The 26,191-nt window shown below is 62.6% G+C and carries 33 protein-coding genes and 1 pseudogene; 30 read left to right on the plus strand and 4 right to left on the minus strand.

What is annotated here, in order from left to right; translation table 11 throughout:
* A pseudogene (locus tag J2D77_RS07625) lies at positions 1–238 on the plus strand (DUF932 domain-containing protein); the annotation flags it as partial.
* A gap of 77 nt (positions 239–315) precedes the next feature.
* Here the strand turns inward: J2D77_RS07625 and J2D77_RS07630 are convergent.
* Positions 316–591, minus strand: coding sequence for an HU family DNA-binding protein (locus J2D77_RS07630; RefSeq protein ID WP_078527149.1), 276 nt, complete (start codon positions 589–591; stop codon positions 316–318).
* 89 nt (positions 592–680) lie between these two features.
* On the opposite strand from J2D77_RS07630, the gene J2D77_RS07635 reads away from it, so the two are divergent.
* The 16 genes from J2D77_RS07635 to J2D77_RS07710 all read left to right on the plus strand — a co-directional run bounded on the left by J2D77_RS07635 (position 681) and on the right by J2D77_RS07710 (position 12,065).
* Positions 681–1,760: a DUF7146 domain-containing protein gene (locus J2D77_RS07635; protein ID WP_078527151.1), complete on the plus strand. Its 1,080-nt coding sequence runs from the start codon at positions 681–683 to the stop codon at positions 1,758–1,760.
* Positions 1,761–2,072: 312 nt separating this feature from the next.
* Positions 2,073–3,008 (plus strand): DUF2493 domain-containing protein, encoded by a 936-nt coding sequence (locus tag J2D77_RS07640; protein WP_078527153.1) that lies wholly within the window; start codon positions 2,073–2,075, stop codon positions 3,006–3,008.
* A 537-nt stretch (positions 3,009–3,545) separates the two neighbouring features.
* Positions 3,546–3,761, plus strand: coding sequence for a hypothetical protein (locus tag J2D77_RS07645; RefSeq protein WP_078527155.1), 216 nt, complete (start codon positions 3,546–3,548; stop codon positions 3,759–3,761).
* A gap of 18 nt (positions 3,762–3,779) precedes the next feature.
* Positions 3,780–4,103, plus strand: coding sequence for a DUF736 domain-containing protein (locus tag J2D77_RS07650; RefSeq protein ID WP_007396851.1), 324 nt, complete (start codon positions 3,780–3,782; stop codon positions 4,101–4,103).
* Positions 4,104–4,446: 343 nt separating this feature from the next.
* Complete coding sequence (locus J2D77_RS07655; RefSeq protein ID WP_167370233.1) at positions 4,447–4,584, plus strand: hypothetical protein; 138 nt, start codon at positions 4,447–4,449, stop codon at positions 4,582–4,584.
* Positions 4,585–4,849: 265 nt separating this feature from the next.
* On the plus strand, positions 4,850–5,035 hold the full coding sequence (locus J2D77_RS07660; protein WP_456304736.1) for an XRE family transcriptional regulator: 186 nt from the start codon (positions 4,850–4,852) through the stop codon (positions 5,033–5,035).
* A 145-nt stretch (positions 5,036–5,180) separates the two neighbouring features.
* Entirely contained in the window at positions 5,181–5,444 is a 264-nt protein-coding gene (locus J2D77_RS07665; protein ID WP_078527159.1) for a DUF2285 domain-containing protein, read from the plus strand.
* A 138-nt stretch (positions 5,445–5,582) separates the two neighbouring features.
* Entirely contained in the window at positions 5,583–5,801 is a 219-nt protein-coding gene (locus J2D77_RS07670) for a transcriptional regulator domain-containing protein (protein WP_078527161.1), read from the plus strand.
* A gap of 19 nt (positions 5,802–5,820) precedes the next feature.
* Positions 5,821–6,369 carry a DUF2285 domain-containing protein gene (locus J2D77_RS07675; protein WP_230975644.1) on the plus strand — a complete coding sequence of 183 codons (549 nt, stop codon included), beginning with the start codon at positions 5,821–5,823 and terminating at the stop codon, positions 6,367–6,369.
* A gap of 220 nt (positions 6,370–6,589) precedes the next feature.
* Entirely contained in the window at positions 6,590–6,841 is a 252-nt protein-coding gene (locus J2D77_RS07680; protein ID WP_078527163.1) for a helix-turn-helix transcriptional regulator, read from the plus strand.
* A gap of 13 nt (positions 6,842–6,854) precedes the next feature.
* Positions 6,855–7,934 (plus strand): replication initiator protein A, encoded by a 1,080-nt coding sequence (locus J2D77_RS07685; RefSeq protein ID WP_078528172.1) that lies wholly within the window; start codon positions 6,855–6,857, stop codon positions 7,932–7,934.
* Positions 7,931–8,428, plus strand: coding sequence for a DUF2840 domain-containing protein (locus tag J2D77_RS07690; RefSeq protein WP_078527165.1), 498 nt, complete (start codon positions 7,931–7,933; stop codon positions 8,426–8,428). Before J2D77_RS07685 ends, J2D77_RS07690 begins: the two co-directional genes overlap by 4 nt.
* A complete protein-coding gene (locus J2D77_RS07695; protein WP_078527167.1) occupies positions 8,425–8,982 on the plus strand; it encodes a S26 family signal peptidase in 558 nt (185 codons plus the stop codon). Before J2D77_RS07690 ends, J2D77_RS07695 begins: the two co-directional genes overlap by 4 nt.
* Position 8,983: 1 nt before the next feature.
* Entirely contained in the window at positions 8,984–9,322 is a 339-nt protein-coding gene (locus J2D77_RS07700; protein ID WP_039733991.1) for a DUF736 domain-containing protein, read from the plus strand.
* 4 nt (positions 9,323–9,326) lie between these two features.
* The gene (locus J2D77_RS07705) at positions 9,327–10,043 is read left to right on the plus strand and encodes a lytic transglycosylase domain-containing protein (RefSeq protein ID WP_078527169.1); all 717 of its coding nucleotides are present in this window, start codon (positions 9,327–9,329) and stop codon (positions 10,041–10,043) included.
* Positions 10,044–10,325: 282 nt separating this feature from the next.
* Positions 10,326–12,065, plus strand: a complete 1,740-nt coding sequence (locus J2D77_RS07710; protein WP_078527171.1) for a relaxase/mobilization nuclease domain-containing protein — start codon at positions 10,326–10,328, stop codon at positions 12,063–12,065.
* A gap of 12 nt (positions 12,066–12,077) precedes the next feature.
* On the opposite strand, the gene J2D77_RS07715 is transcribed toward J2D77_RS07710, so the two are convergent.
* A complete protein-coding gene (locus J2D77_RS07715) occupies positions 12,078–12,506 on the minus strand; it encodes a type II toxin-antitoxin system VapC family toxin (protein ID WP_078527173.1) in 429 nt (142 codons plus the stop codon).
* Positions 12,506–12,760, minus strand: a complete 255-nt coding sequence (locus J2D77_RS07720; RefSeq protein ID WP_078527175.1) for a type II toxin-antitoxin system Phd/YefM family antitoxin — start codon at positions 12,758–12,760, stop codon at positions 12,506–12,508. The genes J2D77_RS07715 and J2D77_RS07720 overlap by 1 nt, the downstream gene beginning before the upstream one ends.
* A 221-nt stretch (positions 12,761–12,981) precedes the next feature.
* Between J2D77_RS07720 and J2D77_RS07725 the strand changes: the two genes are divergently transcribed.
* Positions 12,982–13,800 (plus strand): abortive infection family protein, encoded by an 819-nt coding sequence (locus tag J2D77_RS07725; RefSeq protein WP_078527177.1) that lies wholly within the window; start codon positions 12,982–12,984, stop codon positions 13,798–13,800.
* A 94-nt stretch (positions 13,801–13,894) separates the two neighbouring features.
* Here J2D77_RS07725 and J2D77_RS07730 read toward each other — a convergent pair whose 3' ends face one another.
* A complete protein-coding gene (locus J2D77_RS07730; protein WP_165399215.1) occupies positions 13,895–14,068 on the minus strand; it encodes a hypothetical protein in 174 nt (57 codons plus the stop codon).
* A 174-nt stretch (positions 14,069–14,242) separates the two neighbouring features.
* Here J2D77_RS07730 and J2D77_RS07735 point away from each other — a divergent pair, with 174 nt between their 5' ends.
* From J2D77_RS07735 to J2D77_RS07790, 12 genes are all read left to right on the plus strand, one after another.
* Positions 14,243–16,243, plus strand: a complete 2,001-nt coding sequence (locus J2D77_RS07735; RefSeq protein ID WP_078527179.1) for a conjugal transfer protein TraG — start codon at positions 14,243–14,245, stop codon at positions 16,241–16,243.
* 7 nt (positions 16,244–16,250) lie between these two features.
* Positions 16,251–16,697: a hypothetical protein gene (locus J2D77_RS07740; protein WP_023979799.1), complete on the plus strand. Its 447-nt coding sequence runs from the start codon at positions 16,251–16,253 to the stop codon at positions 16,695–16,697.
* A 194-nt stretch (positions 16,698–16,891) separates the two neighbouring features.
* Positions 16,892–17,848 (plus strand): P-type conjugative transfer ATPase TrbB, encoded by a 957-nt coding sequence (gene trbB / locus J2D77_RS07745; protein WP_078528175.1) that lies wholly within the window; start codon positions 16,892–16,894, stop codon positions 17,846–17,848.
* On the plus strand, positions 17,845–18,213 hold the full coding sequence (locus tag J2D77_RS07750; RefSeq protein WP_078527181.1) for a TrbC/VirB2 family protein: 369 nt from the start codon (positions 17,845–17,847) through the stop codon (positions 18,211–18,213). The genes trbB and J2D77_RS07750 overlap by 4 nt, the downstream gene beginning before the upstream one ends.
* Complete coding sequence (locus tag J2D77_RS07755) at positions 18,213–18,488, plus strand: VirB3 family type IV secretion system protein (protein WP_078527183.1); 276 nt, start codon at positions 18,213–18,215, stop codon at positions 18,486–18,488. Before J2D77_RS07750 ends, J2D77_RS07755 begins: the two co-directional genes overlap by 1 nt.
* Before the next feature lie 13 nt (positions 18,489–18,501).
* Positions 18,502–20,943, plus strand: coding sequence for a conjugal transfer protein TrbE (gene trbE / locus J2D77_RS07760; protein WP_207845735.1), 2,442 nt, complete (start codon positions 18,502–18,504; stop codon positions 20,941–20,943).
* Positions 20,940–21,674 carry a P-type conjugative transfer protein TrbJ gene (trbJ, locus tag J2D77_RS07765; RefSeq protein ID WP_078527187.1) on the plus strand — a complete coding sequence of 245 codons (735 nt, stop codon included), beginning with the start codon at positions 20,940–20,942 and terminating at the stop codon, positions 21,672–21,674. Before trbE ends, trbJ begins: the two co-directional genes overlap by 4 nt.
* Before the next feature lie 5 nt (positions 21,675–21,679).
* Positions 21,680–23,092, plus strand: coding sequence for a P-type conjugative transfer protein TrbL (trbL, locus tag J2D77_RS07770; RefSeq protein ID WP_078527189.1), 1,413 nt, complete (start codon positions 21,680–21,682; stop codon positions 23,090–23,092).
* A gap of 5 nt (positions 23,093–23,097) precedes the next feature.
* Positions 23,098–23,781 carry a conjugal transfer protein TrbF gene (gene trbF, locus J2D77_RS07775; RefSeq protein WP_207845736.1) on the plus strand — a complete coding sequence of 228 codons (684 nt, stop codon included), beginning with the start codon at positions 23,098–23,100 and terminating at the stop codon, positions 23,779–23,781.
* Complete coding sequence (gene trbG, locus J2D77_RS07780; RefSeq protein WP_207845737.1) at positions 23,778–24,779, plus strand: P-type conjugative transfer protein TrbG; 1,002 nt, start codon at positions 23,778–23,780, stop codon at positions 24,777–24,779. Before trbF ends, trbG begins: the two co-directional genes overlap by 4 nt.
* Positions 24,776–25,954, plus strand: a complete 1,179-nt coding sequence (locus J2D77_RS07785; protein ID WP_078527193.1) for a TrbI/VirB10 family protein — start codon at positions 24,776–24,778, stop codon at positions 25,952–25,954. The genes trbG and J2D77_RS07785 overlap by 4 nt, the downstream gene beginning before the upstream one ends.
* Positions 25,951–26,190, plus strand: coding sequence for a DUF2274 domain-containing protein (locus J2D77_RS07790; RefSeq protein WP_078527195.1), 240 nt, complete (start codon positions 25,951–25,953; stop codon positions 26,188–26,190). Before J2D77_RS07785 ends, J2D77_RS07790 begins: the two co-directional genes overlap by 4 nt.
* The last annotated feature ends 1 nt before the right edge of the window (position 26,191 follow it).

The raw sequence follows: 26,191 nt of genomic DNA on the forward strand, positions 1-26,191 counted from the left end.
TCGAGCGCTGGTGGCAAAAACCGACGAAGATCGGGAAACCTTCCTGCGTCGTCGTGGGTTCTCCAAACCGGAAACCACCAGGATCATCGAAACAGTGCTGAACGAGGAGGGACGCAAGCCCGAGAGCGTGTTCGATTTCGTACAGGGAATTACGGCGTTGGCCCGTACGAAGACCAACCAGGACACACGACTGGATCTGGAGGGCAGGGCACGCAAGCTGATGGAGAAGGTCGGATGAACGCGCCCATCATCAGAAAGTGGCATGATGGGGAAGGGGCGGCGGACGAGGTCCGCCGCCTTTTGCCTGTCGGCAGGTCAGTCGTTCAGGTTGTCCTTGAGCGCCTTGGCGGGCGTGAAGGCCAGCTTGCGCGAGGCCGCGATCTGGATGGTCGCTCCCGTGGCCGGGTTGCGGCCTTCGCGGGCGGCGACTTCCCTGACCTTGAACTTGCCGAAGTTTGGCAGGGTGATTTCATCACCGGCCTTGGCGGCAGTGGTCATCGCCTCGATCAGGGCGTCCAGCACCTTGCGGGTATCGGTCTTGCTCGTGTCGGTGGTGGTGGCGATATGATCGACCAGATCGGCAATCTTCATGAAACTATCCTTTTGCATTCGGGCCTGTGCCCGTTGCCTCTGCCGTTACGGGGGAATCATGGCGGCATCAAGCCTGCAGGGAGGGTGAGATGACAGATACGCAATCATGGGGTGCTGGCGATCTGGCCCGCAGGCTGGCCGAGAACGCCGAGGCGGTCTGTCGCCATTACCTCTCGGCCGGGCGACGGCACGGCAATTACTGGCTGGTCGGGGATGTTCATAACACCCCGGGGCGGTCGCTCTATGTCCGCCTGCATGGTGGACCGGACGGGCGTGGTCGCGCGGGGAAATGGACGGATGGCGCGACGGGACAGCATGGCGATCTGCTCGACATCATCCGTGAAAGCCTCGGGCTGCTGGATTTTCGTGATGTCGCCGACGAGGCCCGGCGCTTTCTCTGTCTGCCGCAGTCCGAGCCACGATCGGCCCCTGATCGCGGCCGTTCCCATGCGTTCAGCCACGATACTTCGGGGCAGGCATCTGGCACCGCAGACGCCGCACGTCGGCTCTGGTCCATGTCCCGCCCGATTGCGGGCACACGGGCGGAAACCTGGCTGCGGCATCGTGACCTGACCCGCCTGACGGACCTGTCGTCCCTGCGTTTCCACTCGGATTGCTACTATCGCGTCGATGCCGATAGTCCGACTGAGACATGGCCCGCGCTGATCGCCGCTGTCACCGATCTGAATGGCCGCGTCACCGGTATTCATCGTACCTGGCTGGCGCGGGACGGAAAAGGCAAGGCCCCCGTCGCCATGCCCCGTCGGGCGATGGGTGACCTGCTCGGCCACGCCGTACGCTTTGGCATGGTGTCCGACGTTCTGGCCGCGGGCGAGGGGATCGAGACGGCGCTGTCGCTCCATGAGATCATGCCCGCTCTGCCACTGGCCGCCTGCCTGTCCTCGGCGCATCTCGCCGCCCTGATGTTTCCGTTCACGTTGCGCCGCCTCTACGTGCTGCGCGATGATGATCCGGCCGGGGATCATGCGGTGATGACCCTGCAGGCCCGGACGCAGGAGGCCGGGATCGAATGCCTTGTGCTGTCACCGCGTCTGGCAGATTTCAACGATGATCTCCGCTATCTCGGGCGTGGGGCGATGCGGGCGATCCTGCATCCCCAGCTTGCCCCGCAGGACGTGGTGCGGTTCCTGCATCCGGTCACGCACTGAGGCGGGCCGGGAAAGGGAGGAGGGTCATCGTCGTTTCCTGCCGTGCGGGGGCTGTCCCATTTCCTGATGGGGCGCGCCCGCGGCCTTTCAGGAAGGGGAGCGGGCGTCAGCCAGACCGGGCCTGCAATGGCGGAGACGGCTATTTTCCGCCGCGCGTGCCGCGCTTTGCATCGCGAAGCAAAATAGCCGTCTCCCTGCCATCCTCCACTGCGTTCCGGCCGCGCGTTGCGCGGTTCCGGCCCGGCCCTCGTCTGCCGCTATCCGCCCCCGGAAAGGCCGCGAGGGGCGCGGCCAGAACCGGAGGACAGACCCATGACCCGCACACAGGACGATTTCGAACCCGCCCACGCTACCTCTTCCACCGCCCATGTGCTGACGGAACTTCAGCTTTACGGCCACCGTCCGTTTGAGGACGAGCCGGACGCGAGGCCGCTGCCCGACGCCAGCCAGATCGAGGGCGCGGTTGCCGATATCTTCGACGCCCTGTCAGCCACTCTGACGGACACGCGGCTGGAACCCGATCTCGAACCGTTGCTCTGGTCCACGGTCAACGTCTTTCACCGCATGGTCGGGCAGGTAGAGCGTGATCTTGACCGCAACGAGGTGGCGCAGAAACGCAGCCAGCAGGAGCAGGATGGCAGCGAGATCCGCTCGGTGGAACTGGAGCGCCTCATCGCCGAGGGCCTGACCCTGCTGGAGCGACGCAATGCTTACGAGATCTTCCGCGACCTGGCCTGCGACCAGTTCGAACGCCTGACGATGTCGCCCTGGCGGCCACGTTCCGGTTCGCTGGTCAGCCGCAGCACCCTGACGGCGTCGATGATCGACAGCCGCGATTTCCTCAACGCCCGCCGCAAGGCCGAAACCGAATTGCTCGTGCCCCCCGGACCGAAGGTCGCGGTCACCGGCGGGCTCGACTACGAGGACCATCACCTGATCTGGAACCGTCTCGACAAGGTGCGGGAGAAGCACCCCGATATGGTGTTGCTGCATGGTGGCTCGCCCAAGGGAGCGGAATTCATCGCTTCCCGCTGGGCCGATCATCGTGATGTCGCGCAGATTGCCTTCAAACCTGACTGGAACCGGCACGGCAAGGCCGCCCCGTTCCGGCGCAACGACGCCCTGCTGAAAGTCCTGCCCATCGGGGTCATGGTGTTTCCGGGTTCCGGTATTCAGGATAATCTGGCCGACAAGGCGAAACAGATAGGCATCCCGGTCTGGAGGTTTCGCAAGGATAGTGGCGCGTAAGCGCCATTGTCTCTTTCGACTACATCCCGAAAACGATGATCGCTGCTTACGATTTTTCGCTGAGCGTCGATCGATCAGAAGTATCCGTCGGGCTCCCCGTTGCCCGCGCTTCCGGTTGAAGCAAACGGGACTGCCCGCGCGCCGGGAGGCCCCACCCGGAGAGAACGGGTGCGGGGCGTGACCTTTCGCCCCATTCCAACTGCGGGGACGATGGATGAGGGAGGCGGTGGCCCCCTTCCTCGGCGGTGAACAGGTCGAAACAGCAGCGGCGAAGGAGGGATCGTCCAGCGGGCAACCGGCTGGCAGGCCTTCGTTGGAACGACGGGTCCGTAGGATGCGGCCCGAACCGTTCGCAGCAGGGACGTGGCAGTCGGGGGCGGGTGTCAGGCCGCAGCCCGTGTCACCAGCATGGAAGACGGTCGCACCGGGCGAGCGCGATATTCTTCTGTGTCGCACGTTCCCCACCTGTCGGACCGGTCATGCCGGCATCGTCTCTCCTGGGGGGCTGTCGGGTCCGCACACCATGGCCTCTGTTGGATGGCTGATCTAGCCGAAGACCGGCTGCGCCTCGATCGGCTGGCCGCAACGGCGTTCCGGAACTTTCTTCCCCTGACGGCTGCGCCGTCATTCCTCGCGAGACAAGAAAGTTCCGGCCCTGCCGTCCTCCGCTGCGCTGCGGCCCTGAAGGGTGCTCTGCCGCTCGCCTCCGGCTGGTCGATCGCCATCGAGGCCACGGTGGTCGCGGCCCGATAACAGCATGGAGACACGACAATGGCTAACATCGGTTCCTTCAAGAAGGTGGGCGAAGGCTTCGAAGGCGAAATCGTCACCCTGGCCCTGCAGGCCCGCAACGTCCGGCTGGTGGCCGAAACCAACCGTCCCAACGACAACGCCCCCAACTACCGCGTCTATCTGGGCAGGATTGAACTCGGTGCGGCCTGGACCCGCCGCTCCAGCGAAGGGCGCACCTATCTGAGCCTGAAGCTGGATGATCCCTCTTTCGCCGCCCCGATCTTCGCAAACCTGTTCACCGACGAGGACGGCGAGGGCTACTCCCTGATCTGGACCCGGCCCCGCAGCCGGAACGGGGACTGACCCTCCCACACCCAACCCCGCCCGGTCTCCCCGGGCGGGGCCTTCCGGGTCTTTTTTTCCACGTGCTTTTCCGGGGTGTGGGTGGCAATCCTGGTCGCCCCACGTGGGACGCAGGAGGAACACGAGGCTTTCCCTTAGCCTTCCCATTGTACCATGCGCGAGGGCGAACCGCGTCAAGGACGCGTGGTCCCCCCAATTTTGCCCGACGCACCCGTGCCGGGCACGCCGAACAAAATCGGCTCCCCCACGCGCCGGCGAGCCGGTCGCCTGCGGCGATCCTTGACCCGGTCCGCCCCGGCATGAGCCGTGCGTCCTGTCTTCGAGAAACGAAAGGAGCAGGACGATGACCACGCTATACGACCACATCCAGATGCTGTGCGCCGAACTGACCAGCTTTCACCTCAGCCGGCGCGAGCGCCGGCAGATCGAGCGCGAACTCAAAGAAGCGCTTGCCCGACGCGATGCCGAGCCCCCCGCCTGACGGGGGCTTTTTTCTGGTCAGCCCGACGGTCTTGTCCGACAGGACTGGAGCCGCCTGAATGGTGCGTGGACGCCGATTCCTTTTTCCTATCGTCCGGAAAGAACGACGTTGAATATTCACAATGCGACTATTATAGTCGTATTTCTGGTGTGCAGGCCTTGCGTGTCGGATGTGATCGCGGATGATCACTGGCCGACAGGTAAGGGCGGCACGGGCACTTCTGAACTGGACACAGGAAAGGCTCGCTGAAAAGGCCCTCGTAGCATTGACCGCGCTCAAGCGCCTTGAATCCGAACGCGGTCTGGGCGTTCATGAGGGCACAATCGATCAGGTCCGTCGCGCGCTGGAAGCGGCGGGCATTCTGTTCATCGAGTCCGGACAGGGACGCGGCGTCATGTTTCTAAACGAGACTTCCGATATCCAGACGCGGCAGGGTCGGGGACGTGGCTGAGCGGATTTCTCCTGATCCGCTCCGTTCATGTCGTTCTTTTCCCCTTGCGTGCGCTGATTTCTGGCGGGGCGTGCGAGCCAGGCCGGTCAGCAATCCCGATCTTTGTTATCGAACCGATCTGGCAGCGGTATCATGAGGAGCCGCCATGACCGACCCGTCTTTCCTCGACCATCCCCCTCTCACCGTACGGGTGAACGCCTACGACGAAGCGCATCTCGGGCTCTACCTGCGCCTTCTGGTTGCGGAAGAAGAAGGGGCGGACTGGCGCGAAGTCGTTGCCGTGCTGTTCGAAATTGATCCGGTTCGTGAACCGGTGCGTGCGAAGGCTGTTCATGACAGGCATCTGGCACGGGCGCGCTGGATGACCGAAGCCGGTTTCCAGCATCTGTTGCAACCGCGCCTGCAATAGCCGGGCTTCGCCCCGGCTCGCGCATCGGCCCTGCGCTTCTCTCCCTGATAAGAAATCAGGGTCTATGCACTCCCGTTTCCGATCTGGCTGATGGAATCTCCCCCTTTTGCCGCATGGGGGACAGACAGGGAGGCCCGTATGCCCACATCCTTCTGGCGTTCACCGGAACTGCGCGACCATATCAGCCGTCTGGACCGCTCCGGTTTCGCCGTCGAATTTCTCCGCCGTAACACCACCTATCGCCGCGATTATGCCCGTCTGCAACGGCGGCTTGGCCGCCGGGGCGTGGATTCCGCTGCCGAGTGCGCGGCGTTCGCCCAACGCTGGGGGCTCTGTTTTTGTCCATGCGCCCGATAAGCCCGCTCCTCAGGGGCGCATGGTCTGGCGGCCCGAGGTTTCACCGGCCACGCTGATCCTCACACCCGCGCCACCGGATTTCGCCATTGTGACCCCGATCAATCCGGCGGTGCTCGGAACCATCCTGGCCCGTCATGATGCGGAAGACGACACGTGGCTGGTGATCGGCGATGCGACGGGCGATCTTTACCTCCGGCTTCTGAACCCGCTGGCCATCGGTCGCCCCGCTGTGCTTCTGCCGATGGATGACGCCGCCGAACTGCGTCTCGACGTGGCGCTGCGTTTCTTTCGCAGGCAGCGCGGTCAGCGCGTTGGCCTGCTTCCGCGCGCTCTTCAACTCACGCCGCTGCAGCGCGCGCGGCAGATGCAGCTCCTGCTCGCCTTCGATATTCACGAAGCGGGCGGCACCACCCGTGATATCGCCATCGCGGTCAATCGTTCATGGCAGGCCGCTTTACCGGCGGTCGAATGGCGCAACACGGCGGCGCGTCGCCATGCGGAGCGCCTGCTTCTTGACGCCCGGAACCGGGTCAGCGGCGGCTATCTGGATTTTTTACGCGGGCGATAACATAGCCGGTTTTCGCTCCTTCCCGCTGCTTTCCCCCATTTTCCTCACGCTGCTTCACGTCCGGCTCCGCCCGGCACCTCCTGCATACGCTCCGACGCGCGGGGGTGGACACTGACCTCGAAAAATCTTCGTCCACCCCCAACGCCCGCTTTCTCCGCCACCGTCATCCCGATCCGCCGCACCATCCCCGCGGCGCTTCGAGACCAGATGGAGGTATACCATGCTCGACAGACACGCGCCGTCACCGGCGCGCTACCTGCGCACACATCAGGCCGCGCAGATTCTTGGCCTTTCTCCCCGCACGCTGGAGAAATACCGCTGCCATGGCAGTGGCCCGACCTTCCGCAAGCTTGGCGGTCGTGTCGTCTACCTGATCGACGACCTCGACGCCTGGGCTGCCGCCAGCGCCTGCCGGTCCACGTCTGATCCGAATTATGACGAGGCCCGCTCCGCCGGCCTTGATCGCCGGTGAGGGGAGGATGGACATGCAGGCCCGTCATACCCTCACGGCCAGCGAGCGCAGCAGGCTCCTGCCGTTCGTTGTCGCCAGTGGCGAGATCAGCCCGCGCGACCAGCGCGATCTGATGGAGCGACCGTTTTTCTCGCTGTCCAAAACGAAGCGCACGACGCCAATCCTCTACGCGGCAGGGGACACGCGCGTCGAGGTGTTCGGGATGCCCGAGCACGGCATGGCGACGATCTGGGACGCTGACGTGCTGATCTGGGCTGCCAGCCAGATTGTCGAGGCGGAAAATCTCGGCCTTACAACGTCACGCTTCCTGCGCTTCACCCCCTACCAGTTGCTCACCGGTATTGGCCGACAGACCGGGGCGCGGGATTATGGGCTCCTCAGGGCGGCACTTGCCCGGCTCCAGTCCACCGTGGTCGCCACCACGATCCGCCACGGCCAGAACTGGCGACGGCAGCAGTTTTCCTGGATTACCGAGTGGGAAATCTGCGCCAGCCGCAACGGTCGCGCCGCTGGTGTCGAGATCGTCATTCCGGAATGGCTCTATCGTGGCGTGATCGACCGGTCGCTGGTGCTGGCCATCGACCCGGCCTATTTCCGGCTGACGGGCGGCATCGAGCGCTGGCTTTACCGCGTGGCCCGCAAACACGCGGGTCGCCAACCTACCGGCTGGACTTTCGAGATCGGGCATCTGCACCAGAAATCCGGCAGCCTGATGCGTCCCTCGGACTTTGCCATCCAGATCCGGCGTGCCGCCGCCAGCCAGCCCTTGCCAGGCTATCGCCTGAGCATTGAGCGTGCCGGCGTGCGCGAGTTGTTGCGCATCCTGCCAACCGACTTATCCACACATCCTGTGGATAATTATGTGAATAGTATCAGGACATCACACGCATCCACTATCGGGACATCACACGCAGGACTATCGGGACTTCACACGCACAAACCCCAGCTAAGTCTTTGGCCTGAAACGGCGATTCCGGCCCTTAACTTATCTAACTTAGACTCTAACTCTTATGTTGATGGGAAGCGCCGTTCTGCGGATAACCCCTCTTGCCCGTCCATTGCCCCCTTCACGGGGCCGGGAGACGGGCCATGACCCGGCATCCTCCCATCTCCCATCGGCATCCGGCGGCACTGACGCATGTCGAACTGACCTGGATCGACAGGCGCATCGAACACTGGCTGCGCTTCGGGCATTGCAGCGACGAGCAGATACTTGATGACCGCCGTCGCATTTCCAGTTTTGCGCCAGGAAGTGTTTTCGCCTTTGTGCGCTGGGCGTCCAATGACCTCGGTATCACCGTCTCCCGGCTGGATATCGTGCGCGCGGTCAGGGCTGGCGAAGTGTTCCAGACTTTGCCGTTCGTGCGTCCCGGCGGCGAAATCCTCCTGCGTGTCGATAGCTGGCCACGGGTCGAACATGTGCTTCGGGTGGTCGACGCCATTGAGGCGCTGGGTCTCGATCCGGCGGATGCGGCGCCCGAATACTGGCGGCATCTGCACCATCGCATCACGGCCGGACATGAGCCGCGTGCCTATACGCGCGAGCAGCATTCAGCATGGCTCAAGCGGCGGCAGGTGATGTCATGACCCGGCGTGGCTGGTTCTTTGCGACCTATTTCGCCGTGCTCGGTGTTGGCGCGTCGATGGTCGTTCATCCTGCGCCACGCCTGATCTGGAACGAGACGGCGAGCGTGCCCGTCGGGCTCTACCGATTGCACCCGGTTCCCGCGCCGCATGTCGGTGATCTGGTCGCTGTCCGCCTGCCCGAGCGCGAGGCGAGGCTGCTTGCAACGCGCGGTTACCTTCCTCTCGCTGTTCCCCTGCTCAAGCCCGTAGCGGCTGTCGCGGGGCAGTCCGTGTGCCGTACCGGGCAGCGCGTCACCATCGACGGAAAATTCGCAGGCGATGCGCAATCCCTCGATCACCGGGGCCGTCCATTGCCCGTCTGGCAGGGGTGCCAGCACCTCGCTCCAGACCAGCTCTTCGTCATGAACCCGGCCGAGCCACGCAGTCTCGACGGTCGGTATTTTGGCCTGTTGCCCCTGTCCACCGTCATCGGTCGCGCCACCCCGGTCTGGCTTCTGTCCGGGAGCAGGCAGCCTGTCACCGTGACCTTCAATCCGTCCCCGAAAGGGCAATGAAATGGCACAGATCGGTCTTTTCACGCGCACGAAAACCGGTTTTGCCGGGCGCATCCGCACCCTCACCGTGGCGCAGGATATCCTTCTCGTTCCGGCCGAGTTTTCCGACGCCGAACATGCCCCGGATTACCGCATCCATCTCACCGATGCCGATGGCCCGGAGGTTGGTGCTGGCTGGAAACGCACCGGCGAGAGGGCTGGTGAATACATCGCCGTAGCCCTCGACGACCCCGCCTTTGCACAGCCGATCCGTGCCAATCTCTTCCGTGCCGGTGGGGAGCGTGCGGTCTGGGTGCTGAACTGGACGCGTCCGTCACGGCGTGTCGAACGCGGGGAATGAGACCATGCGACGCACGGTTTTCCTCGCTGTTGGTGTCATTGCAATCGGTGTATCGGGCGTCATCGATCCGTCACGGGCAGCATCGGTTCCAGCGCCCGCTGACACCGATCCTTATGCTGCCGTGATCGCTGAAGCCGTGCAGCGCTTCAACATTCCCGCCACATGGATACGGGCCGTCATGAGCGCTGAGAGCGGTGGTGATATTGGCGCGATTTCATCGAAAGGCGCGCTCGGCCTCATGCAGATCATGCCCGCGACCTGGAGCGACCTTCGTACCCGTTACGGGCTGGGAAGCGATCCGTTCGATGTGCATGACAACATCCTCGCGGGCGCTGCGTTCCTGCGCGAGATGCACGATCGTTACGGCTTGCCGGGTTTCCTGGCAGCCTATAACGCCGGGCCGGGGCGCTATGAGGACTACCGTGATCGGCAACGTCCGCTGCCACCCGAAACGCGCGCCTATGTCGCCGGATTGCTGTCCCTGATCGGTCAGGGCGGTGCTGAATCGTTGCTGCCGGTTTCGCATCCTGATCCGCTGTTCTGGACCCGTGCACCGATTTTCGTCATGCAATCGGACGACGCGAGGAAAGGCGTTCCGGTTGCAATGAAGCTGCCGTCGAAGGATGTTCGAAGTGACATCATCGCGCATGGTCTTGCACCTGTCAGGCCGCTTTCCGATGGGCTTTTTGTCGCTTCTTCCGCATCGGTGGCAACGCCATGAATACGCGTTCACGCATCCTTTCCCTTGCCGGTTTGCAGTGGTTCGCGCACGGCCATTGGAGCAGGCACCAGCATCGCGGATTGGGTGCTGGTAGGGTGGAACAGGCACTTTGGGGCATGGGGAATGAGAGGCGAGATAAAAGGGCGCACATTGCGCCTCGGTTGGGGTGTTGGTTTTCCTGCATTTTTTCGTTCTCCCAGCAATGTTTCCTCTTCTTCGGCAATGTTTGCCGACCCTGTTTTGCCCTGTTGCTCCGGGCTTTTTCGCACATTGGAGGGTCCGATGGCGCGCGAGAATGACTTCCAGCCCCGTCTGGGTCGTATCCGCTCGCCGCGCGCCCAGCGGCTCAAGCCCTTCGTCGCCCAGGCCCTCGCTTCGGCCCAGCGCGCCGGAGGTGGCGGGTTCCGATCGGGCCGCAGCGGCGGCGGTTCCCGTTCGTCCTTCGGGCGTGGCCGTGTCGCGGCAGCCAGGGCCAACCGCCTACTGACCAGCCGTGCCCGTCGCGTGACCGTTAAGGCCCGTGTCGTACGCCACAGTGGGCGCAAGGCGCCACTCGCCGCCCATCTTCGCTACCTGCGCCGGGACGGGGTGACGAAGGATGGCGAGAAGGCGCGGCTCTTCGGCCCCGGCATCGACGATGCCGACCCGAAGGCGTTCGCCGAACGCTGCGAGGACGACCGTCACCATTTCCGTTTCATCGTCTCGCCTGAAGATGCCCCCGATATGGCTGACCTCAAGGGTTACGCCCGCGAACTGGTCGGGCAGATGGAAAAAGACCTCGGCACGAAGCTGGACTGGGTGGGGGTGGACCACTGGAACACCCAGCACCCCCATGTCCACATTCTTGTGCGTGGCGTGGCCGAGGATGGTAGCGATCTCGTAATCTCCCGCGACTATATCAAGGAGGGCCTGCGTGCTCGCGCCCAGGATCTGGTGACGCAGGAACTCGGGCTGCGCAATGATGTTGAAATTCATCGTGCGCTGGAACGTCAGGTCGATGCCGAATACTGGACCCAGCTTGACCGGCAACTGACCCGTGATGCGGGCCGCAACGGCATCATCGACATGGCGCCAGCGCCGGATCGGCAGCCTGATCCGTTCGGGGCATTGAAGGTCGGACGTCTGCGTCGGCTGGAAGGGCTTGGTCTCGCCCATCAGGTCGGGCAGGGGCAATGGATGCTGGATGAGTCCGCCGAGGCGACGTTGCGCGAACTGGGCGAACGCGGCGACATCATCAAGCGCATCCACCGATCGCTGACCGAGCGCGGGATCGAGCGGAGCACGTCGAGTTATGTGCTGGCGGGCGAAAGCCTGGATGTTCCCGTCATCGGCAGGCTGGTTGATCGTGGTCTGGACGATGAACTGAAAGGCACGGCCTATGCGGTCATCGACGGCGTGGACGGGCGTACGCATCATATCCGCTTTCCCGATCTCGATGCGACGGGGGACAGTGTAATGGGTTCGGTGGTGGAACTGCGCGCCTTCGATGACAGGAAGGGGCAGCGTCGTGTTGCGCTGGCTGTTCGTTCTGACCTGTCGATCGAGGATCAGGTGATGGCGCGCGGGGCTACCTGGCTCGACCGGCAGGCAGTGGCGCGCGATCCTGTTGCATTGGGGCAGGCGGGCTTCGGTGCCGAAGTGCGCGAGGCGATGGAGCGGCGCACGGAGCAGTTGATCGAGCAGGGGCTTGCCGAGCGCCGCGCACAGGGATTGGTGTTGGCGCGCAACCTGATCGGGAAATTGCGGGATCGCGAGGTTCAGGAAGTCGGAGAGCGGCTGGCCACCGAGACGGGCCGGACGTTCAGCCAGTCGGCATCGGGAGATTACGTCACGGGTACCTATCGTCAGCGCATGGTGCTGGCCTCGGGTCGCTATGCGATGATCGATGACGGGCTTCAGTTCCAGCTCGTGCCGTGGACGCCATCGCTGGAGAAGCAGCGAGGCCAGCATGTGTCCGGGGTTACGCGCGGTGATGGCGGGATTGACTGGAGCTTTACCCGTAATCGGGGGCTTGGTTTATGAGTGGCGCGCAAGTTAGTCCGGTTGAGGTTCCCACGGATTGAGCAGGGGGACGCCGCATGGCAGGAAATCCACGATGTTGCGGGTCACGACCGTCTTGCCATGCACCAGCGCGGTCGCGGCGATGAGCGCATCACGCTCTGAGCGGGGGTTAGGCACATGCAATCGGGCGCAGCGCAGGGCCACCGATGCATCGACGGGTAAAATCCGCCCCTCGAACGCCGGAAGGACATACCGATCCAGCCACGTCCGCAGGATCATACCCGTCGTTTCGTCCCGCCGCTCCATACGCAGGATTCCGGTCTCCAGTTCCATGACGGTTATGGCGGAGAGGTACAGACTTTCCGCGTCGACACTATCGGCCCATTTCGCGACGTTCGGATCGGACTTTCCGGCGCGGACCTTTCTCAATTCTGAAACGACGTTCGTGTCCAGCAGGAACATCAAGAAAAATCGGCCGATCGAAGCGTGATATTCGCGCGGGGTGGGTCGAACTCGATATCTGCCAGTCCCGGCATCGCCAGCGCGTCCGCGATTTTTCGTGGGTGGTTCGTCAATCGCCGGTATTCCTCAATGCTGAGGAGGACGTGGGCAGTCCTGCCCCTGTCGGTGATGAACACCGGTCCATCGGCTGCCGCCTTTTTGGCTCGGCTGGTATCCTGGTTAAACTCGCGGCTTGAAAGTGTGGTGATGCTCATGTCATCGCCTCCCTGTCATAATGTAGTCACGTTACTACATTTGGGGCGGGGAGGCCAGTAAATTCAATGCTCGTCCGTTTGGGCCATGCATAGGTATCCTGCCATGCGGGCCGCCAGCCCGGCGCAGATGCTGGCAGAAAAGGGAAATATAGGTTAAATTTGTGGTCGCATTTTCTCTCGATTAAAAACAAAACGGAAAAGTAATTAACACTGTGAATGTGATGGAAAAAATACCTACCAGCATTATTGGGTTGTTAAGTCAGATTTTCCCTGATCGTTATACTCAGGCTGAAATAGATGCGTTGTTTCTATTCTCGGGTGCTCCAGAGCCAATCCCAGACGGAAGCAAGGCGACGAAAGTTCAGGCATGGCTGAGACAGATTAATTCAAGGTGCAATGAACCGCTGAAAATTCTCGGCTCCATATTAGATGATTTTTTGGAAAAACAGTCACCTGGGAATACGTTCTGGCTGAATTCCACTGATGACCATGTTGCGAAGCTGGCGGCAGAAAAAGATCGTATCCGCGAGACCCTGACACGCGAAGGGCTGACATATGTTCGGGGTGGCAATATCGTTAAAGGAGGTGCCGTATCGACCCTATCGCTTGATGAGAGCGTCAAGAAATATGGACTCAAATCTGTTGATATCGAGATTCAGAGGGCACTTTCGCAGATCGAACAAGATCCGCATGCTGCAGCCCAATATGCCGGGAATGTTCTTGAGGCTGTGCTTAAGGCGTATCTTGATCACAAACGAAAGGCCTATAATACAACTGATACGCTTGCAGAACTCTGGAAATCGGCAGCAGACGTGATCGGGCTGAGGCCAGCCGATTGGGATAATAAAGACCTCAAGAGGATTGCATCAGGTTTGTACGGTATCGTTGATGGCATTGCACATCTGCGTAATGCCAAAAGCAGTGCGCATGGGAGATCGGAAGAACAGTTTCAGAACATTACAATCAAGCCGCGTCATGCAAGGCTTGCAATACATTCGGCACATACGGTGTGCGCATACGTCTTGGAGCTTTTTGAGTAATCCCAAGGATCACACGAATTTTGTGTCGAGTAAGGAAAAACGGTCTTCCTGTATATGCTATGTGGTCGGAATAATAGCGAAACACGGTGACGGGTTAAAGGTTGAAGAACTTGTTGCTCAGAAAGCCCAGTTGTTCATGCAATTCTTTCATTGCGTCGATCACGCCGTCAAGTATCTGCTGATCTTCTTCGACGTTTCCGCTAGTAACTGCCGTCTTGGCATCCTGTTGTGCATGAGACGCTGGGGTATGAATAACTTGCCTTGCCAAGTCTCGACTCCTTAATGCAGATCGTGCGCGTATTCTGAGAGAATTCGAGAGCCTGCCGCACCCTGCAAGTATTTTTTCGCTCCTGAACGACCGGGCACGATCGGGGCAACAAGCTGCTTGCTTCCGATAAAATGACGGCTGTCCGCTGTTTCTCCTATGGATCGGAGAGCGCAGATGGAACAGCCCGGAACACGTATTCAATGGGGACAGGTCGCGGTGGTCCTGTCCATGATCGTCCTGTCCTGGTGGACTGCAACCGAATGGACAGCATGGGAACTGGCCTTTCAACCTGAACTCGGGCGGCCCTGGTTCGTGCTGTTTCACCGTTGGCCGGTCTATGCCCCACCGCTGTTCTTCTGGTGGTGGTATGTCTTCGATGCCTATGCCCCGGCTGTGTTCGCACGCGGCGCCTGGATCGCTGGATCTGGCGGCGTGCTGGCCTTTGCCGCTGCCGTCGCATTGTCTGTCCATCGCGCCCGCGAGGCAAAGAAGATCGAGACCTACGGATCGGCGCGCTGGGCAGGGTCGGATGAAATCGCCCAGGCCGGGCTGCTTGACCCGGATGGGGTGGTGCTTGGCCGGTACGGCAAGGCCTACCTGCGGCATGACGGGCCGGAGCATGTCCTGACCTTCGCACCGACCCGCAGCGGCAAGGGTGTCGGCATGGTCATTCCTACGCTTCTGACCTGGCCGGGTTCCGCCATCGTCCACGACATCAAGGGCGAGAACTGGGAACTGACGGCGGGATTCCGTGCCCGTTTCGGTCGCGTCGTGCTGTTCGACCCCACCAATGCGGCCTCCGCTGCCTACAACCCGTTACTGGAAATCCGGCGTGGGGAGCGGGAAGTCCGCGATGCCCAGAACGTCGCCGATATCCTCGTGGACCCGGAAGGCAGTCTGGAGAAGCGCAACCACTGGGAGAAGACTTCGCACTCCCTGCTGGTCGGCGCCATCCTGCATGTGCTCTACGCCGAGCCCGACAAGACGCTGGCCGGTGTCGCCAGTTTTCTGTCGGACCCGAAACGCCCGATCGCCACAACGCTGTCAGCGATGATGCGGACAAACCATCTCGGGAAGAAAGGACCGCACCCCGTCGTTGCCTCGGCTGCGCGCGAATTGCTGAACAAGTCTCCCAACGAGCGGTCAGGCGTGCTGTCCACCGCCATGTCCTTTCTCGGCCTCTATCGCGATCCCGTGGTTGCGGAGGTGACGCGGCGCTGCGAATGGCGGATATCCGACATAGTTGATGGTGATCGCCCGGTGACGCTCTATCTGACCGTGCCGCCATCGGACATCAGCCGCACCAAGCCACTGATCCGTCTGGTGCTGAACCAGATCGGCCGGCGCCTGACGGAAGACCTTGATGCCGCGGCGCGGCGGCGACGTGTGCTGCTGATGCTCGACGAATTCCCGGCCCTCGGGCGGCTGGATTTCTTTGAATCGGCGCTGGCCTTCATGGCGGGCTACCGGATCAAGAGCTTCCTGATCGCCCAGTCCCTCAACCAGATCGAGCGGGCCTACGGGCCGAACAATTCGATCCTCGACAACTGTCATGTCCGGGTGAGCTTCGCCACCAACGACGAACGGACGGCAAAACGTGTCTCCGACGCGCTCGGGACCGCCACCGAGATGAAGGCGATGAAGAACTACGCGGGCCACCGTCTTTCGCCCTGGCTGGGCCATCTGATGGTTTCGCGCTCGGAGACGGCACGCCCGCTGCTGACGGCGGGAGAAGTCATGCAGCTCCCGCCAGCGGATGAGATCGTCATGGCCTCCGGCCTCTATCCGATCCGTGCGAAGAAGGCCCGTTACTTCGAGGATGCGCGCTTCCAGGAACGCATTCTGCCGCCGCCAAAGCCTACGCCCCCGAAGGATGGGTGCCCGGACGACTGGAGTAGCCGTCCCCTGCCGCCCAGGCCGCCGGCACCCGATGCGGCGGCCGAAACGCGGACAGGGGACGATGAGGAAGAAGACCCGAAGCAGTCCGCCCGACGCCATCAGCCCGAACTGGACGAAGGCACTGTCGAGAAAAAGGAGCCGTTGGAGAACGAGTTCACGCCCGATCCGGTCGATGAGTTCGACGACATCGCGCCCCGCAACAACCGGATGAACGATCTCAGGCGCGGCATCGCCCGGCAGGCGTCGCTCGACCGTGGCGATGAGCTTGGACTGTGAGGCAGACATGGCGATACCGAAAAAGAAGGCCCAGATCTCCGTCTATCTCGATCCCGATGTGATGAAGACCCTGTCTGCCTATGCCGCGCGACGCGCGCAGCCGATGTCGCTGATCGTCGAGGCCGCCGTTGCTTCCTTCCTCTCGCCCGACGGGGAAGAGCGCCGCGAGGCTGCTACATCGAAGCGCCTCGACCGGCAGGACCGACGTCTCGCGCGGCTGGAGCGCGATATCGGCATCACGGTGGAGACACTAGCGCTGTTCATCCGTTTCTGGCTGACCACGACCCCGCCGCTGCCCGAACCGGCCGCGAAGGCGGCGCGCGCGCAGGCCGGGGTGCGCTACGATAATTTTGTCGCCGCCCTCGGCCGTAGGCTGGCCCAGGGGCCAAGACTCCAGCAGGAAATCCCGGAGGATGTTTTGGACCCCGGCGCACGGGATGAACCGGAGGCGTAAAATCCGCACCCCGCAAGTATTTTTGCCCTGTGTTTCGCCGCCGTTCTACGACCTCTGAATTCTTGTTGAAACGCGCTGTTTCCAGCCTTTCTTAATGATCCCCGTCGCTGTTCGTCCGTCGCGTGCGGCCCATACGGGGGAAGGTCATGTCGGTTTCCGTCATCCATGAAGGGGCCAGAGTGCGCGGCGTGTCCATGCTGCGCACAGCGATGGGGCCGGCGATTGCCCGGCACCTTGCCGATCCCTCTGTGGTCGAGGTCATGCTTAATCCCGATGGGCGGCTGTGGATCGATCGGCTGTCAGAGGGCATGGCCAACACGGGCGAAACCATCACACCTGCCGACGCCGAGCGCATCGTGCGTCTGGTTGCACACCACGTCGGGGCTGAGGTGCATGAGGGTGCGCCCCGTGTCTCGGCCGAGTTGCCAACCGGCGAACGGTTCGAGGGATTGCTGCCGCCCGTGGTGACGGCCCCCAGTTTCGCGATCCGCAAGCCCGCCGTCGCGGTGTTCACCCTCGATGACTATGTCGCCGCCGGGATCATGACAGAAGGGCTGGCGGTGTCTCTGCGCCGCGCTGTTTCGGAACGGAAGAACATCCTGGTCGCAGGCGGCACATCCACGGGCAAGACCACGCTGGTCAACGCCCTGCTGGCCGAGGTCGCGAAAACCGGCGATCGCGTCGTCCTGATCGAGGACACGCGCGAGTTGCAATGCATGGCGCCCAATCTCATCGCCCTGCGGACCCGTGAAGGCGTGATTACCCTTTCGGACCTTGTCCGGTCCGGTCTACGTCTGCGTCCTGACCGTATTCCCATCGGTGAGGTGCGCGGGGCCGAAGCCCTCGATCTGGTCAAGGCATGGGGCACCGGCCATCCGGGTGGCATCGGCACCCTGCACGCCGGATCGGTGCTGGCTGCTCTGTATCGGCTGGAACAACTCATCCAGGAGGCGGTGGTCACGGTGCCGCGCGCCATGATCGCCGAAACCATCGATGTGATCGCGGTCCTGTCCGGGCGCGGCAATTCCCGCCGCCTGTCCGAACTGGCGGAAATTGACGGTCTCGATCCCACGACCGGAACCTATCGCATCCGTCCGGTCAGCCTCTCTTCTCCCGAAACACCATTCTCTGCCAATGGAGAATCATCATGATGCCGCCTTCACGTCTGCGCGCCGTGGTGCGCGCTGTCGCACGTCCTGACCGGCATGTGCCGGATCTGCGTGTGTTTGGAACCTCCATGCTGCTGTCGCTTGCTTTCGCGTCATCGGCATGGGCGTCAGGATCCAGCATGCCGTGGGAAACGCCCCTGAACGAGATTCTGGAATCCGTGCAGGGACCGGTGGCGAAAATCATCTCGGTGATCATCATCACGGTCACGGGTCTGACCCTGGCCTTCGGGGAAACATCCGGCGGGTTCCGCCGCCTGATCCAGATTGTCTTTGGACTAAGCATCGCTTTTGCAGCGTCCAGCTTCTTCCTGTCGTTCTTCTCCTTCTCGGGCGGAGCGCTAATCTGATGGCGGGATATGACGATGACGCGGTGCCGGGCTTCCATGTCCCGGTGCATCGCTCGCTGACCGACCCGATCCTGCTGGGTGGCGCGCCCCGTGCTGTCGCCATCGCTAATGGCACGCTGGCGGCTGCGATCGCCCTTGGCCTGCGGCTGTGGCTGATCGGGGCCGCATTCTGGATCGTGGGTCATGGGCTCGCGGTCTGGGGTGCCAGGCGCGATCCTTTCTTCATCGAGGTGGGGCGGCGGCATCTGCGCTATCCCGCCTGGTTGCGGGTCTAAGGAGGGCAGGGCGATGATGTCGCTTGGCGAATATCGCAGTCGTGCCGCCCTCCTGTCTGATTTCCTGCCCTGGGCCGCGCTCGTTGAGAAAGGTGTAGTGCTGAACAAGGACGGCAGTTTCCAGCGCACGGCAAAAATTCGTGGCCCTGATCTGGACAGTGCGACACCAGCGGAACTGGTCGGTGTGACCGGTAGGTTGAACAATGCCCTGCGTCGCCTTGGCTCCGGCTGGGCGGTGTTCGTGGAGGCGCAGCGCGTTCCCGCCACGCTTTATCCCGACAGCGATTTTCCCGATGCGGCTAGTCAGATGGTCGATCTGGAGCGCCGGGAGCAGTTCGAGGACGACGGCGCGCATTTCGAGAGCCGGTATTTCCTGACCCTGGTCTGGCTGCCACCGGCGGAATCATCGGGCCGAGCCGAGCATTTTCTCTATGAAGGCAGGGAACGGGACGGCCCCGATCCGCACGGCATATTGAATTCCTTCATTGATCGTAGTGATCGTCTTCTCGCTTTACTCGATGGTTTCATGCCCGAAGCAACGTGGCTGGATGACGGCGAAACCCTGACCTATTTGCATTCGACCATTTCAACCCGGAACCAGCGCGTCAGAGTGTCGGAAATTCCGATGCATCTTGATGCGCTCCTGGTGGACCAGCCGCTGGCGGGTGGTCTGGAGCCGAAACTCGGCGATGCTTTCCTCAAGACGCTGACGATCACCGGTTTCCCCAGCCGCACCTTTCCCGGAATTCTGGACGATCTGAACCGGCTGGCGATGCCGTATCGCTGGTCTACCCGTGCCATCCTGCTCGACAAGACCGACGCCACCAAGGTTCTGACGAAGATCCGGCGGCAATGGTTTGCAAAGCGCAAGAGCCTTGCAGCCATCGTCCGGGAGGTGATGACCAATGAGGCTTCGGTCCTCGTGGACAACGACGCCGCCAACAAGGCGGCCGACGCCGATCTGGCTTTGCAGTCCCTTGGTGCTGACGATGTCGGGCAGGCCTATATCACCGCGACCGTCACGGTCTGGGATGGGTCAGCCTCCATCGCGGACGAAAAGCTTCGTCTGGTCGAAAAGATCATTCAGGGCCGCGACTTCACCTGCATGGTGGAAAGCCTGAACGCGGTGGAAGCGTGGCTGGGGAGTCTGCCCGGCCATGTCTACGCCAATGTGCGTCAGCCCCCGGTCTCGACCCTGAATCTGGCGCATATGATTCCGCTCTCTGCCGTGTGGGCCGGGCCGGAGCAGGACGGGCATTTCAGGGCAGCCCCTCTGTTCTACGGCAGGACGGCGGGTGCCACACCGTTCCGGTTCAGCCTTCACGTCGGCGATGTGGGGCATATGCTGATCGCGGGACCGACAGGCGCGGGCAAATCTGTCCTGCTGGCGTTGATGGCGTTGCAGTTCCGTCGCTATGCGGGATCGCAGATTTTCGCCTTCGATTTTGGCGGGTCGATGCGGGCGGCAACGCTGGCGATGGGCGGTGACTGGCACGATCTCGGCGGTGGGCTGACAGACGCTGATCTGTCGGGAGAACAGGGTGGCAGTGTCTCGCTCCAGCCTCTGGCGCGAATTGATGATCCCGACGAACGGAAATGGGCCAGCGAATGGCTCGGCCAGATCCTTGTCGGTGAAGGGGTAACGCTGACCCCGGAGGTGAAGTCTCACCTTTGGTCGGCCCTGAATTCCCTAGCGTCTTCGCCCGATTATGAACGCACGATCTCAGGTCTGGTCGCACTCCTCCAGTCCAACGCTCTGAAGCAGGCCCTGACGCCATACTGCCTGGGTGGCCCTTATGGTCGCCTGCTCGACGCGGATGTCGAGCGTCTGGGCGATGCCGATGTGGTGGTGTTCGAGACGGAGGGGCTGATCGGTTCTGGCGCAGCCTCTTCCGTGCTGTCCTATCTGTTCCATCGCATTGAGGGCCATCTGGATGGCCGGCCGACCCTGCTGGTGATCGACGAGGGCTGGCTGGTGCTGGATGACGGCGATTTTGCCGGCCAGCTCCGGGAATGGCTGAAAACGCTGCGCAAGAAGAACGCCAGCGTCATCTTCGCCACGCAGTCCCTGTCGGATATTGCCAATTCCCGCATTGCCCCGGCGGTGGTGGAAAGCTGTCCGACGCGCATTTTCCTGCCCAATGAGCGGGCGATCGAGCCGCAGATCATGGCGCTTTATCGGGACTTCGGCCTGAACGACCGGCAGATTGCCATCATCGCCCGTGCGGCCTCGAAGCGGGAGTATTACTGCCAGACGCAACGGGGCAACCGGTTGTTTGAACTTGGGCTTGGTCCTGTTGCCCTGGCGCTGTGCGCGGCCTCCGGCAAGGACGATCACCGGCAGATCGACAGTGTGCTGGCGGAACACGGACGTGGTGGCTTTCTGTCTGCCTGGTTCGACGTGCGTGGCGTGTCATGGGCTGCGGACCTTCTGCGGGAAGGGGACGTGTCATGAGGCAGGTGATCTTTTTCTGCGGTGCAGCGGCCCTGTTGTCGATTGGCGTGCCGGAGGCCCGGGCACAATGGGCTGTGTATGATGGAGCCAACCATGTCCAGAATGTTCTCATCGCGGCACGGACCCTCCAGCAGATCGATAATCAGATCACCTCGCTGGCCAACCAGGCACAGATGCTGGTCAATCAGGGACGTAATCTGGCGAGCCTGCCGCTTTCGACATTGTCATCGTTGCAATCAACGATTTCCCAGACCACGGCACTGCTCGCGCAGGCGCAGAACATTGCCTACAGCGTCCAGTCCGTCGAGCAGCAATATCAGCAGTCCTATACGTCGGTCTCATCGGGCATGTCCGACAGCGCCCTGTTCAGCCAGGCGCAGACAAGGTGGCAGAATTCCGTAGGCGGCTTTGAAGATGCTCTGAAACTGCAGGCGCGTGTTGTGGGGAATATTCCTTCCGACAGCAGTGCCATGACCCAACTTGTTTCGGCCAGCCAGGATTCCACAGGTGCCCTGCAGGCGGCGCAGGCCGGCAATCAGCTTCTAGCACTTCAGTCGCGCCAGTTGTCCGACATCCTGGCCGAACTCGCCGCCAACGGGCGTGCCACGGCGCTGGAGCGGGCGCGAAATGCTGCCACCGAAGCCGAGAGCGAAGCTCAGTATCAGCATTTTTCCCAATATAATGCCTATAGCCCGACTTCGGTCTCCATGTTCGGCAGCAGCGGGAACTGACCGCCATGGCGATGGGCAATGTGGGCGTTATCGACACCTTCCTGAATACCTTCACCACCACCATCGACAGCGGCTTCGGTCTGGTGAAGGGGAATGTGATTTCGCTGGCAGGTACGCTGTCGGTGCTGGATATGGTACTGGCTGGCCTGTTCTGGGCCTGGGCTGCGGATGAGGACATCATCCAGCGGCTGGTGAAGAAGACGCTGTATATCGGCTTCTTTTCCTTTCTGATCAGCAATTTTTCCAGTCTGTCGAAGACCGTCTTTGACAGTTTTGCGGCCCTCGGCCTGAAGGTCGGAGGTGGGAGTCTGGCACTCGGAGACTTCCTGCGGCCCGGCCGACTGGCATCCACGGGCTTCGATGCGGCGCAGCCGCTCCTGGACTCTGTCCACAATCTGCTTGGTCCTGTCGCCTTCTTTACGAACTTCATCCAGATCTTCGTGCTCTGCCTGTCCTGGCTGATCGTGCTGGCGGCGTTCTTCATTCTGGCCGTGCAGCTTTTCGTGGCGCTGATCGAGTTCAAGCTGACCACGCTGGCGGGTTTCATTCTGATCCCGTTCGCCCTGTTCAATCGCACGGCTTTCCTTGCCGAGAAGGTGCTGGGCAATGTCGTCTCCTCGGGCGTGAAGATCATGGTGCTGGCGGTCATTTCCGCCATTGCGTCCGTTCTGTTCGCCCAGTTCACGACGTCCTATGGCAGTGACGTTCCCACGATCGGGCAGTCCGTCTCGGTGGTGCTGGCCTCGCTTGCAATTGTCGGCCTGTCCATTTTTGGCGGCAGCATCGCCAATGGCCTGATCTCCGGTGCGCCCCAGCTTGGGGCTGGCGCGGCCGTCGGCACGGGCATGGCGGTGGGTGCCATGGGCGCTGCTGCTGCGGCCGGTGTCGGGGCTGTCGCATCCGGTGGTGCCGCAGCCCTCGGCGCCACGGCTGCCGCCGCGCGGGGCGGGGCCGCGATCGCCGGGGCCGCCACCTCCGCCTATTCGGCTGGTGCTGCTGGCGCATCAGGTGGTGCGGGCAGCATGGCCGCCGGGATCGGAGGTATGGGCCGGGCCGTCGGCGGGAACGTCGCGAATGCCGTCAAAGGGGCGGCCTCACGTGCCGGTTCATCGCTCAAGGAAAGCTATGCCGCCGGTGGACGCTGGGCCGCGCGCGGGATGGGGGAGGGAGGCGAAGGCGGCGAAGGCGGAGCCGGGGATAGTGGACCGGCACCTTCTGGAGGCGGTGGCCCGGCTGGAGGAGGTGATGGCGGTGGAAACGGCGGTCCTTCTGGTGGCGGTTCCGGCGAACCGCCCCGCTGGGCGCAAAAGATGAAGCGCCGCAATGCCGCAGCCCATGCCGCCGAGGCGGCGCATGTCATCCGCTCCGCCGATGGCGGGGGCGGAAGTTCCAGCATTGATCTTTCGGAAAAGGAATGAGGACGATGTTCCGTCGCTCCACCACACGCTACGGGACCACACCCGAGCCTGTCACCCCGTACCAGAAAGCCGCGCAGGCGTGGGATGAACGGATCGGTTCCGCCCGCATCCAGGCCCGTAACTGGCGGCTGATGGCGTTCGGCTCCCTGTTTCAGTCCGCGGGCCTTGGCGTAGGGCTGGTCTGGCAATCCGCGCGCGGCACCATCACGCCGTGGGTCGTGCAGGTGGACCGGCTGGGGCAGGCGCAGGTCGTGGCCCCCGCAACAGCGGGCTATATGCCCGCTGATCCGCAGATCGCCTGGTATCTGGCGCAGTTCGTTCACGACGTGCGCGCCCTGTCGTCGGACCCCGTTGTGGTCCGGCAGAACTGGCTGCGGTCCTATGATTTCACCACCACGTCAGGCGCGCAGACGCTCAACGATTATGCCCGTCTGAATGATCCGTTCTCGCGCATCGGGCATGAGCAGATCGAGGTGGACATCGCCTCGGTGATCCGGGCCTCGCCCGGCAGCTTCCGGGTCGCCTGGACCGAGCGTCATTACCGCGACGGCGCTTTCACCGGCACCGAGCGCTGGACCGCCATTGTGTCGGTCGTTCTGCGTACACCCCGCGACGCGGATCACCTTCGGAAAAACCCTCTGGGCATCTACGTCTCTGCCATCAACTGGTCGAAGGAGCTGAGCCAATGATCCGTCGTGCTCTTCGTGTCCTGCCGCTGCTGATCCTGCCCCTGGCCGGCTGCGCGCAGCATTACCATCCGCCGGTCATCCGCTATGATGACGCTGTTCAGGCGACACGTCTGCCGGATCCGCCGAAACCGGTACAGGTCGTCGAAGTCCCGCAGCCACTTCCCCTGCCGGGGCAGCTCAAGCCGCTGCCGTCGCGACGCACGGCCCATCCGGCCCCCGAGGCTGCCGACCCGACAGCGCGTGTGACACAGGCCAATCTGGCAGCGCGCATCCAGCCCACGCGAGCCGGGTTCATCAACGCGGTGCAGGTCTATTCTTATTCTCCGGGTGCCCTCTATCAGGTCTATGCATCGCCCGGCGAAATCACCGACATCATGCTCCAGCCAGGCGAGAAGCTGGTCGGCACCGGACCCGTGGCGGCAGGTGACACCGTACGTTGGATCATCGGTGATACCGAAAGCGGGGCAGGGGCGACGAAGCGTATCCATATCCTGGTCAAGCCGACCCGGCCGGACCTGACCACCAACCTGATCGTTAACACCGACCGGCGGACCTATCTGGCGGAACTGCGTGCCACCCCCGCCACCTATATGGCGTCGGTGTCGTGGGATTACCCCGAGGACGACCTGATCGCCTTGCACCGGCAGGACAGCGCCGCCGATGATGCCAGCCCACTGGATACAGGGCTGGACCTGAACGCGCTGAATTTCCGCTATGCCATCCAGCCGGTGAAAGGCGGGACGCCGCCCTGGCTGCCTGGCCGGGCGTTCGATGACGGTCATAAGGTCTATATAGCCTTTCCATCAGGGATCGGGCAGGGGGAACTGCCCCCTCTGTTCGTGCTGGGGGCGGATGGCGGGCCGGAACTGGTGAATTACCGGGTGCGGCAGAACTGGATGATCGTGGACCGGCTGTTCGCTGCCGCCGAACTGCGGCTGGGCGACAAGCATTCCGAGCAACGGGTGCGCATTGTTCGAACCGATGGACGGAAGTCATGACCGGGCAATCACCGGCAGAGGGCGGGACGTCCTCGCCCCCACATCCATCACCACCGCCCGATCTGCGCCTGCGGGCGGAACGGCCGCGCGTCGTGCGGCTGTCGCGCACTGTGGTCTGGGCGCTCGGTGGGGGAGGGATGCTCGCCATTGGTCTGGCACTTGGCTACGCGCTGGAGAACAGCAGCCACAAAGCGCCACTGGCCGCCAGCCAGGACACGGATGTGCGTCCGTCCGCCGATGGGCTGGCGGGGCTGCCCTCAGACTATGTCGGCAGTGGCGTCCCGAAGCTCGGTCCCGCGCTGCCCGGCGATCTCGGGCACACTATCCTGAAAGCAGAGGAGCAGGGAAAAGTCGCATCCGGTGGGGAGGATCGCCGGGCAGCGCAGGAGGTGGAGGCGGCAATCGCCAGCAAATTGTTCGTGCAGACAGGGGAGCGTGACCGTGTCGGCACACAGGCGGCGGCGCCTGTATCGGGTGCCTCAACTTCTCCGGGACCAGCAGCCCCTGCGACCGACGCACAGTCTGGCAATCGCGCTTTTCTGGCGGGTCAGCCTGACCGCGCGACGCTCAGCCCCGATCGGATCGCGCCTCCTGCTTCGCCTTATATCCTTCAGGCAGGCACCGTGATCGCGGGTGCGCTAAACACGAAAATCAGTTCCGACCTACCGGGCCAGATTACCGGCCATGTGACTCAGAACGTCTATGACAGCCCGACCGGCCACTATCTCCTGATCCCGCAGGGAAGCCTGCTGTTCGGGGCCTATAACAGCGGGATTGCCTTCGGGCAGCAGCGCACCCAGATCATCTGGACCCGGCTGATCTTTCCCGATGGCGAAAGCCTGGTGTTGGAAAAACTGCCGGGCGGCGGCGCTATCGGCCAGTCTGGCCTGTCCGACGAGGTGAACAATCACTGGGGTCAGCTTTTCAAGGCGGCTCTGGTCACGACCCTGCTCAGCGTGGGTTCGGAGGCGGGCACGTCGTGGAATGAAAACAATCTCATGCAGGCAATCCGCTCCGGCGCCAGCAACGGCTTCTCCATGGTCGGCAACCGCCTGATCGACCGCAGCCTCAACGTCCAGCCCACCCTGACCGACCGGCCGGGGCTGCCGTTCACCCTCATTCTGAATCGCGACCTGATCCTGAAACCTTGGCACGTAAAGGCACTGCCTCGATGACGAAGTTGCGTATCACCGAAATACCTGATGAAAAGCCGGTTCGTGTCACTGTGGACCTCCCGGCGGATCTCCATCGCGATCTCGTCGCCTACGCGGCGCTGGTCAGCCAGAACGGCCAGCCCGTCGATCCGACCCGTCTCGTACCGCACATGATCCGTGGATTCATTGCATCTGATCGAGCTTTCGCGAAGCTTAGGCGTGCGCGAGTTAAGCAGATACTAAGCAGAGAAAGTTAGT

Source organism: Acetobacter garciniae, from assembly GCF_017377735.1.
In the GTDB taxonomy this organism is placed as follows: domain Bacteria; phylum Pseudomonadota; class Alphaproteobacteria; order Acetobacterales; family Acetobacteraceae; genus Acetobacter; species Acetobacter garciniae.

What these genes read in the sequence shown, in the direction of transcription:
- J2D77_RS07665 (WP_078527159.1), top strand. Translation starts at nt 5,181, where the DNA reads ATGACCGACCCGTCTTTCCTCGACCATCCCCCTCTCACCGTACGGGTG.
- J2D77_RS07715 (WP_078527173.1), bottom strand. Translation starts at nt 12,506, where the DNA reads ATGTTCCTGCTGGACACGAACGTCGTTTCAGAATTGAGAAAGGTCCGC.
- trbG (WP_207845737.1), top strand. Translation starts at nt 23,778, where the DNA reads ATGATCCGTCGTGCTCTTCGTGTCCTGCCGCTGCTGATCCTGCCCCTG.
- J2D77_RS07790 (WP_078527195.1), top strand. Translation starts at nt 25,951, where the DNA reads ATGACGAAGTTGCGTATCACCGAAATACCTGATGAAAAGCCGGTTCGT.
- J2D77_RS07785 (WP_078527193.1), top strand. Translation starts at nt 24,776, where the DNA reads ATGACCGGGCAATCACCGGCAGAGGGCGGGACGTCCTCGCCCCCACAT.
- J2D77_RS07735 (WP_078527179.1), top strand. Translation starts at nt 14,243, where the DNA reads ATGGAACAGCCCGGAACACGTATTCAATGGGGACAGGTCGCGGTGGTC.
- J2D77_RS07640 (WP_078527153.1), top strand. Translation starts at nt 2,073, where the DNA reads ATGACCCGCACACAGGACGATTTCGAACCCGCCCACGCTACCTCTTCC.
- J2D77_RS07645 (WP_078527155.1), top strand. Translation starts at nt 3,546, where the DNA reads ATGGCTGATCTAGCCGAAGACCGGCTGCGCCTCGATCGGCTGGCCGCA.
- J2D77_RS07710 (WP_078527171.1), top strand. Translation starts at nt 10,326, where the DNA reads ATGGCGCGCGAGAATGACTTCCAGCCCCGTCTGGGTCGTATCCGCTCG.
- J2D77_RS07720 (WP_078527175.1), bottom strand. Translation starts at nt 12,760, where the DNA reads ATGAGCATCACCACACTTTCAAGCCGCGAGTTTAACCAGGATACCAGC.
- J2D77_RS07675 (WP_230975644.1), top strand. Translation starts at nt 5,821, where the DNA reads ATGGTCTGGCGGCCCGAGGTTTCACCGGCCACGCTGATCCTCACACCC.
- J2D77_RS07750 (WP_078527181.1), top strand. Translation starts at nt 17,845, where the DNA reads ATGATGCCGCCTTCACGTCTGCGCGCCGTGGTGCGCGCTGTCGCACGT.
- J2D77_RS07630 (WP_078527149.1), bottom strand. Translation starts at nt 591, where the DNA reads ATGAAGATTGCCGATCTGGTCGATCATATCGCCACCACCACCGACACG.
- J2D77_RS07635 (WP_078527151.1), top strand. Translation starts at nt 681, where the DNA reads ATGACAGATACGCAATCATGGGGTGCTGGCGATCTGGCCCGCAGGCTG.
- trbJ (WP_078527187.1), top strand. Translation starts at nt 20,940, where the DNA reads ATGAGGCAGGTGATCTTTTTCTGCGGTGCAGCGGCCCTGTTGTCGATT.
- J2D77_RS07705 (WP_078527169.1), top strand. Translation starts at nt 9,327, where the DNA reads ATGCGACGCACGGTTTTCCTCGCTGTTGGTGTCATTGCAATCGGTGTA.
- J2D77_RS07685 (WP_078528172.1), top strand. Translation starts at nt 6,855, where the DNA reads ATGCAGGCCCGTCATACCCTCACGGCCAGCGAGCGCAGCAGGCTCCTG.
- J2D77_RS07690 (WP_078527165.1), top strand. Translation starts at nt 7,931, where the DNA reads ATGACCCGGCATCCTCCCATCTCCCATCGGCATCCGGCGGCACTGACG.
- J2D77_RS07695 (WP_078527167.1), top strand. Translation starts at nt 8,425, where the DNA reads ATGACCCGGCGTGGCTGGTTCTTTGCGACCTATTTCGCCGTGCTCGGT.
- J2D77_RS07655 (WP_167370233.1), top strand. Translation starts at nt 4,447, where the DNA reads ATGACCACGCTATACGACCACATCCAGATGCTGTGCGCCGAACTGACC.
- trbL (WP_078527189.1), top strand. Translation starts at nt 21,680, where the DNA reads ATGGCGATGGGCAATGTGGGCGTTATCGACACCTTCCTGAATACCTTC.
- trbE (WP_207845735.1), top strand. Translation starts at nt 18,502, where the DNA reads ATGATGTCGCTTGGCGAATATCGCAGTCGTGCCGCCCTCCTGTCTGAT.
- J2D77_RS07680 (WP_078527163.1), top strand. Translation starts at nt 6,590, where the DNA reads ATGCTCGACAGACACGCGCCGTCACCGGCGCGCTACCTGCGCACACAT.
- J2D77_RS07650 (WP_007396851.1), top strand. Translation starts at nt 3,780, where the DNA reads ATGGCTAACATCGGTTCCTTCAAGAAGGTGGGCGAAGGCTTCGAAGGC.
- trbF (WP_207845736.1), top strand. Translation starts at nt 23,098, where the DNA reads ATGTTCCGTCGCTCCACCACACGCTACGGGACCACACCCGAGCCTGTC.
- J2D77_RS07670 (WP_078527161.1), top strand. Translation starts at nt 5,583, where the DNA reads ATGCCCACATCCTTCTGGCGTTCACCGGAACTGCGCGACCATATCAGC.
- trbB (WP_078528175.1), top strand. Translation starts at nt 16,892, where the DNA reads ATGCTGCGCACAGCGATGGGGCCGGCGATTGCCCGGCACCTTGCCGAT.
- J2D77_RS07725 (WP_078527177.1), top strand. Translation starts at nt 12,982, where the DNA reads ATGGAAAAAATACCTACCAGCATTATTGGGTTGTTAAGTCAGATTTTC.
- J2D77_RS07700 (WP_039733991.1), top strand. Translation starts at nt 8,984, where the DNA reads ATGGCACAGATCGGTCTTTTCACGCGCACGAAAACCGGTTTTGCCGGG.
- J2D77_RS07755 (WP_078527183.1), top strand. Translation starts at nt 18,213, where the DNA reads ATGGCGGGATATGACGATGACGCGGTGCCGGGCTTCCATGTCCCGGTG.
- J2D77_RS07740 (WP_023979799.1), top strand. Translation starts at nt 16,251, where the DNA reads ATGGCGATACCGAAAAAGAAGGCCCAGATCTCCGTCTATCTCGATCCC.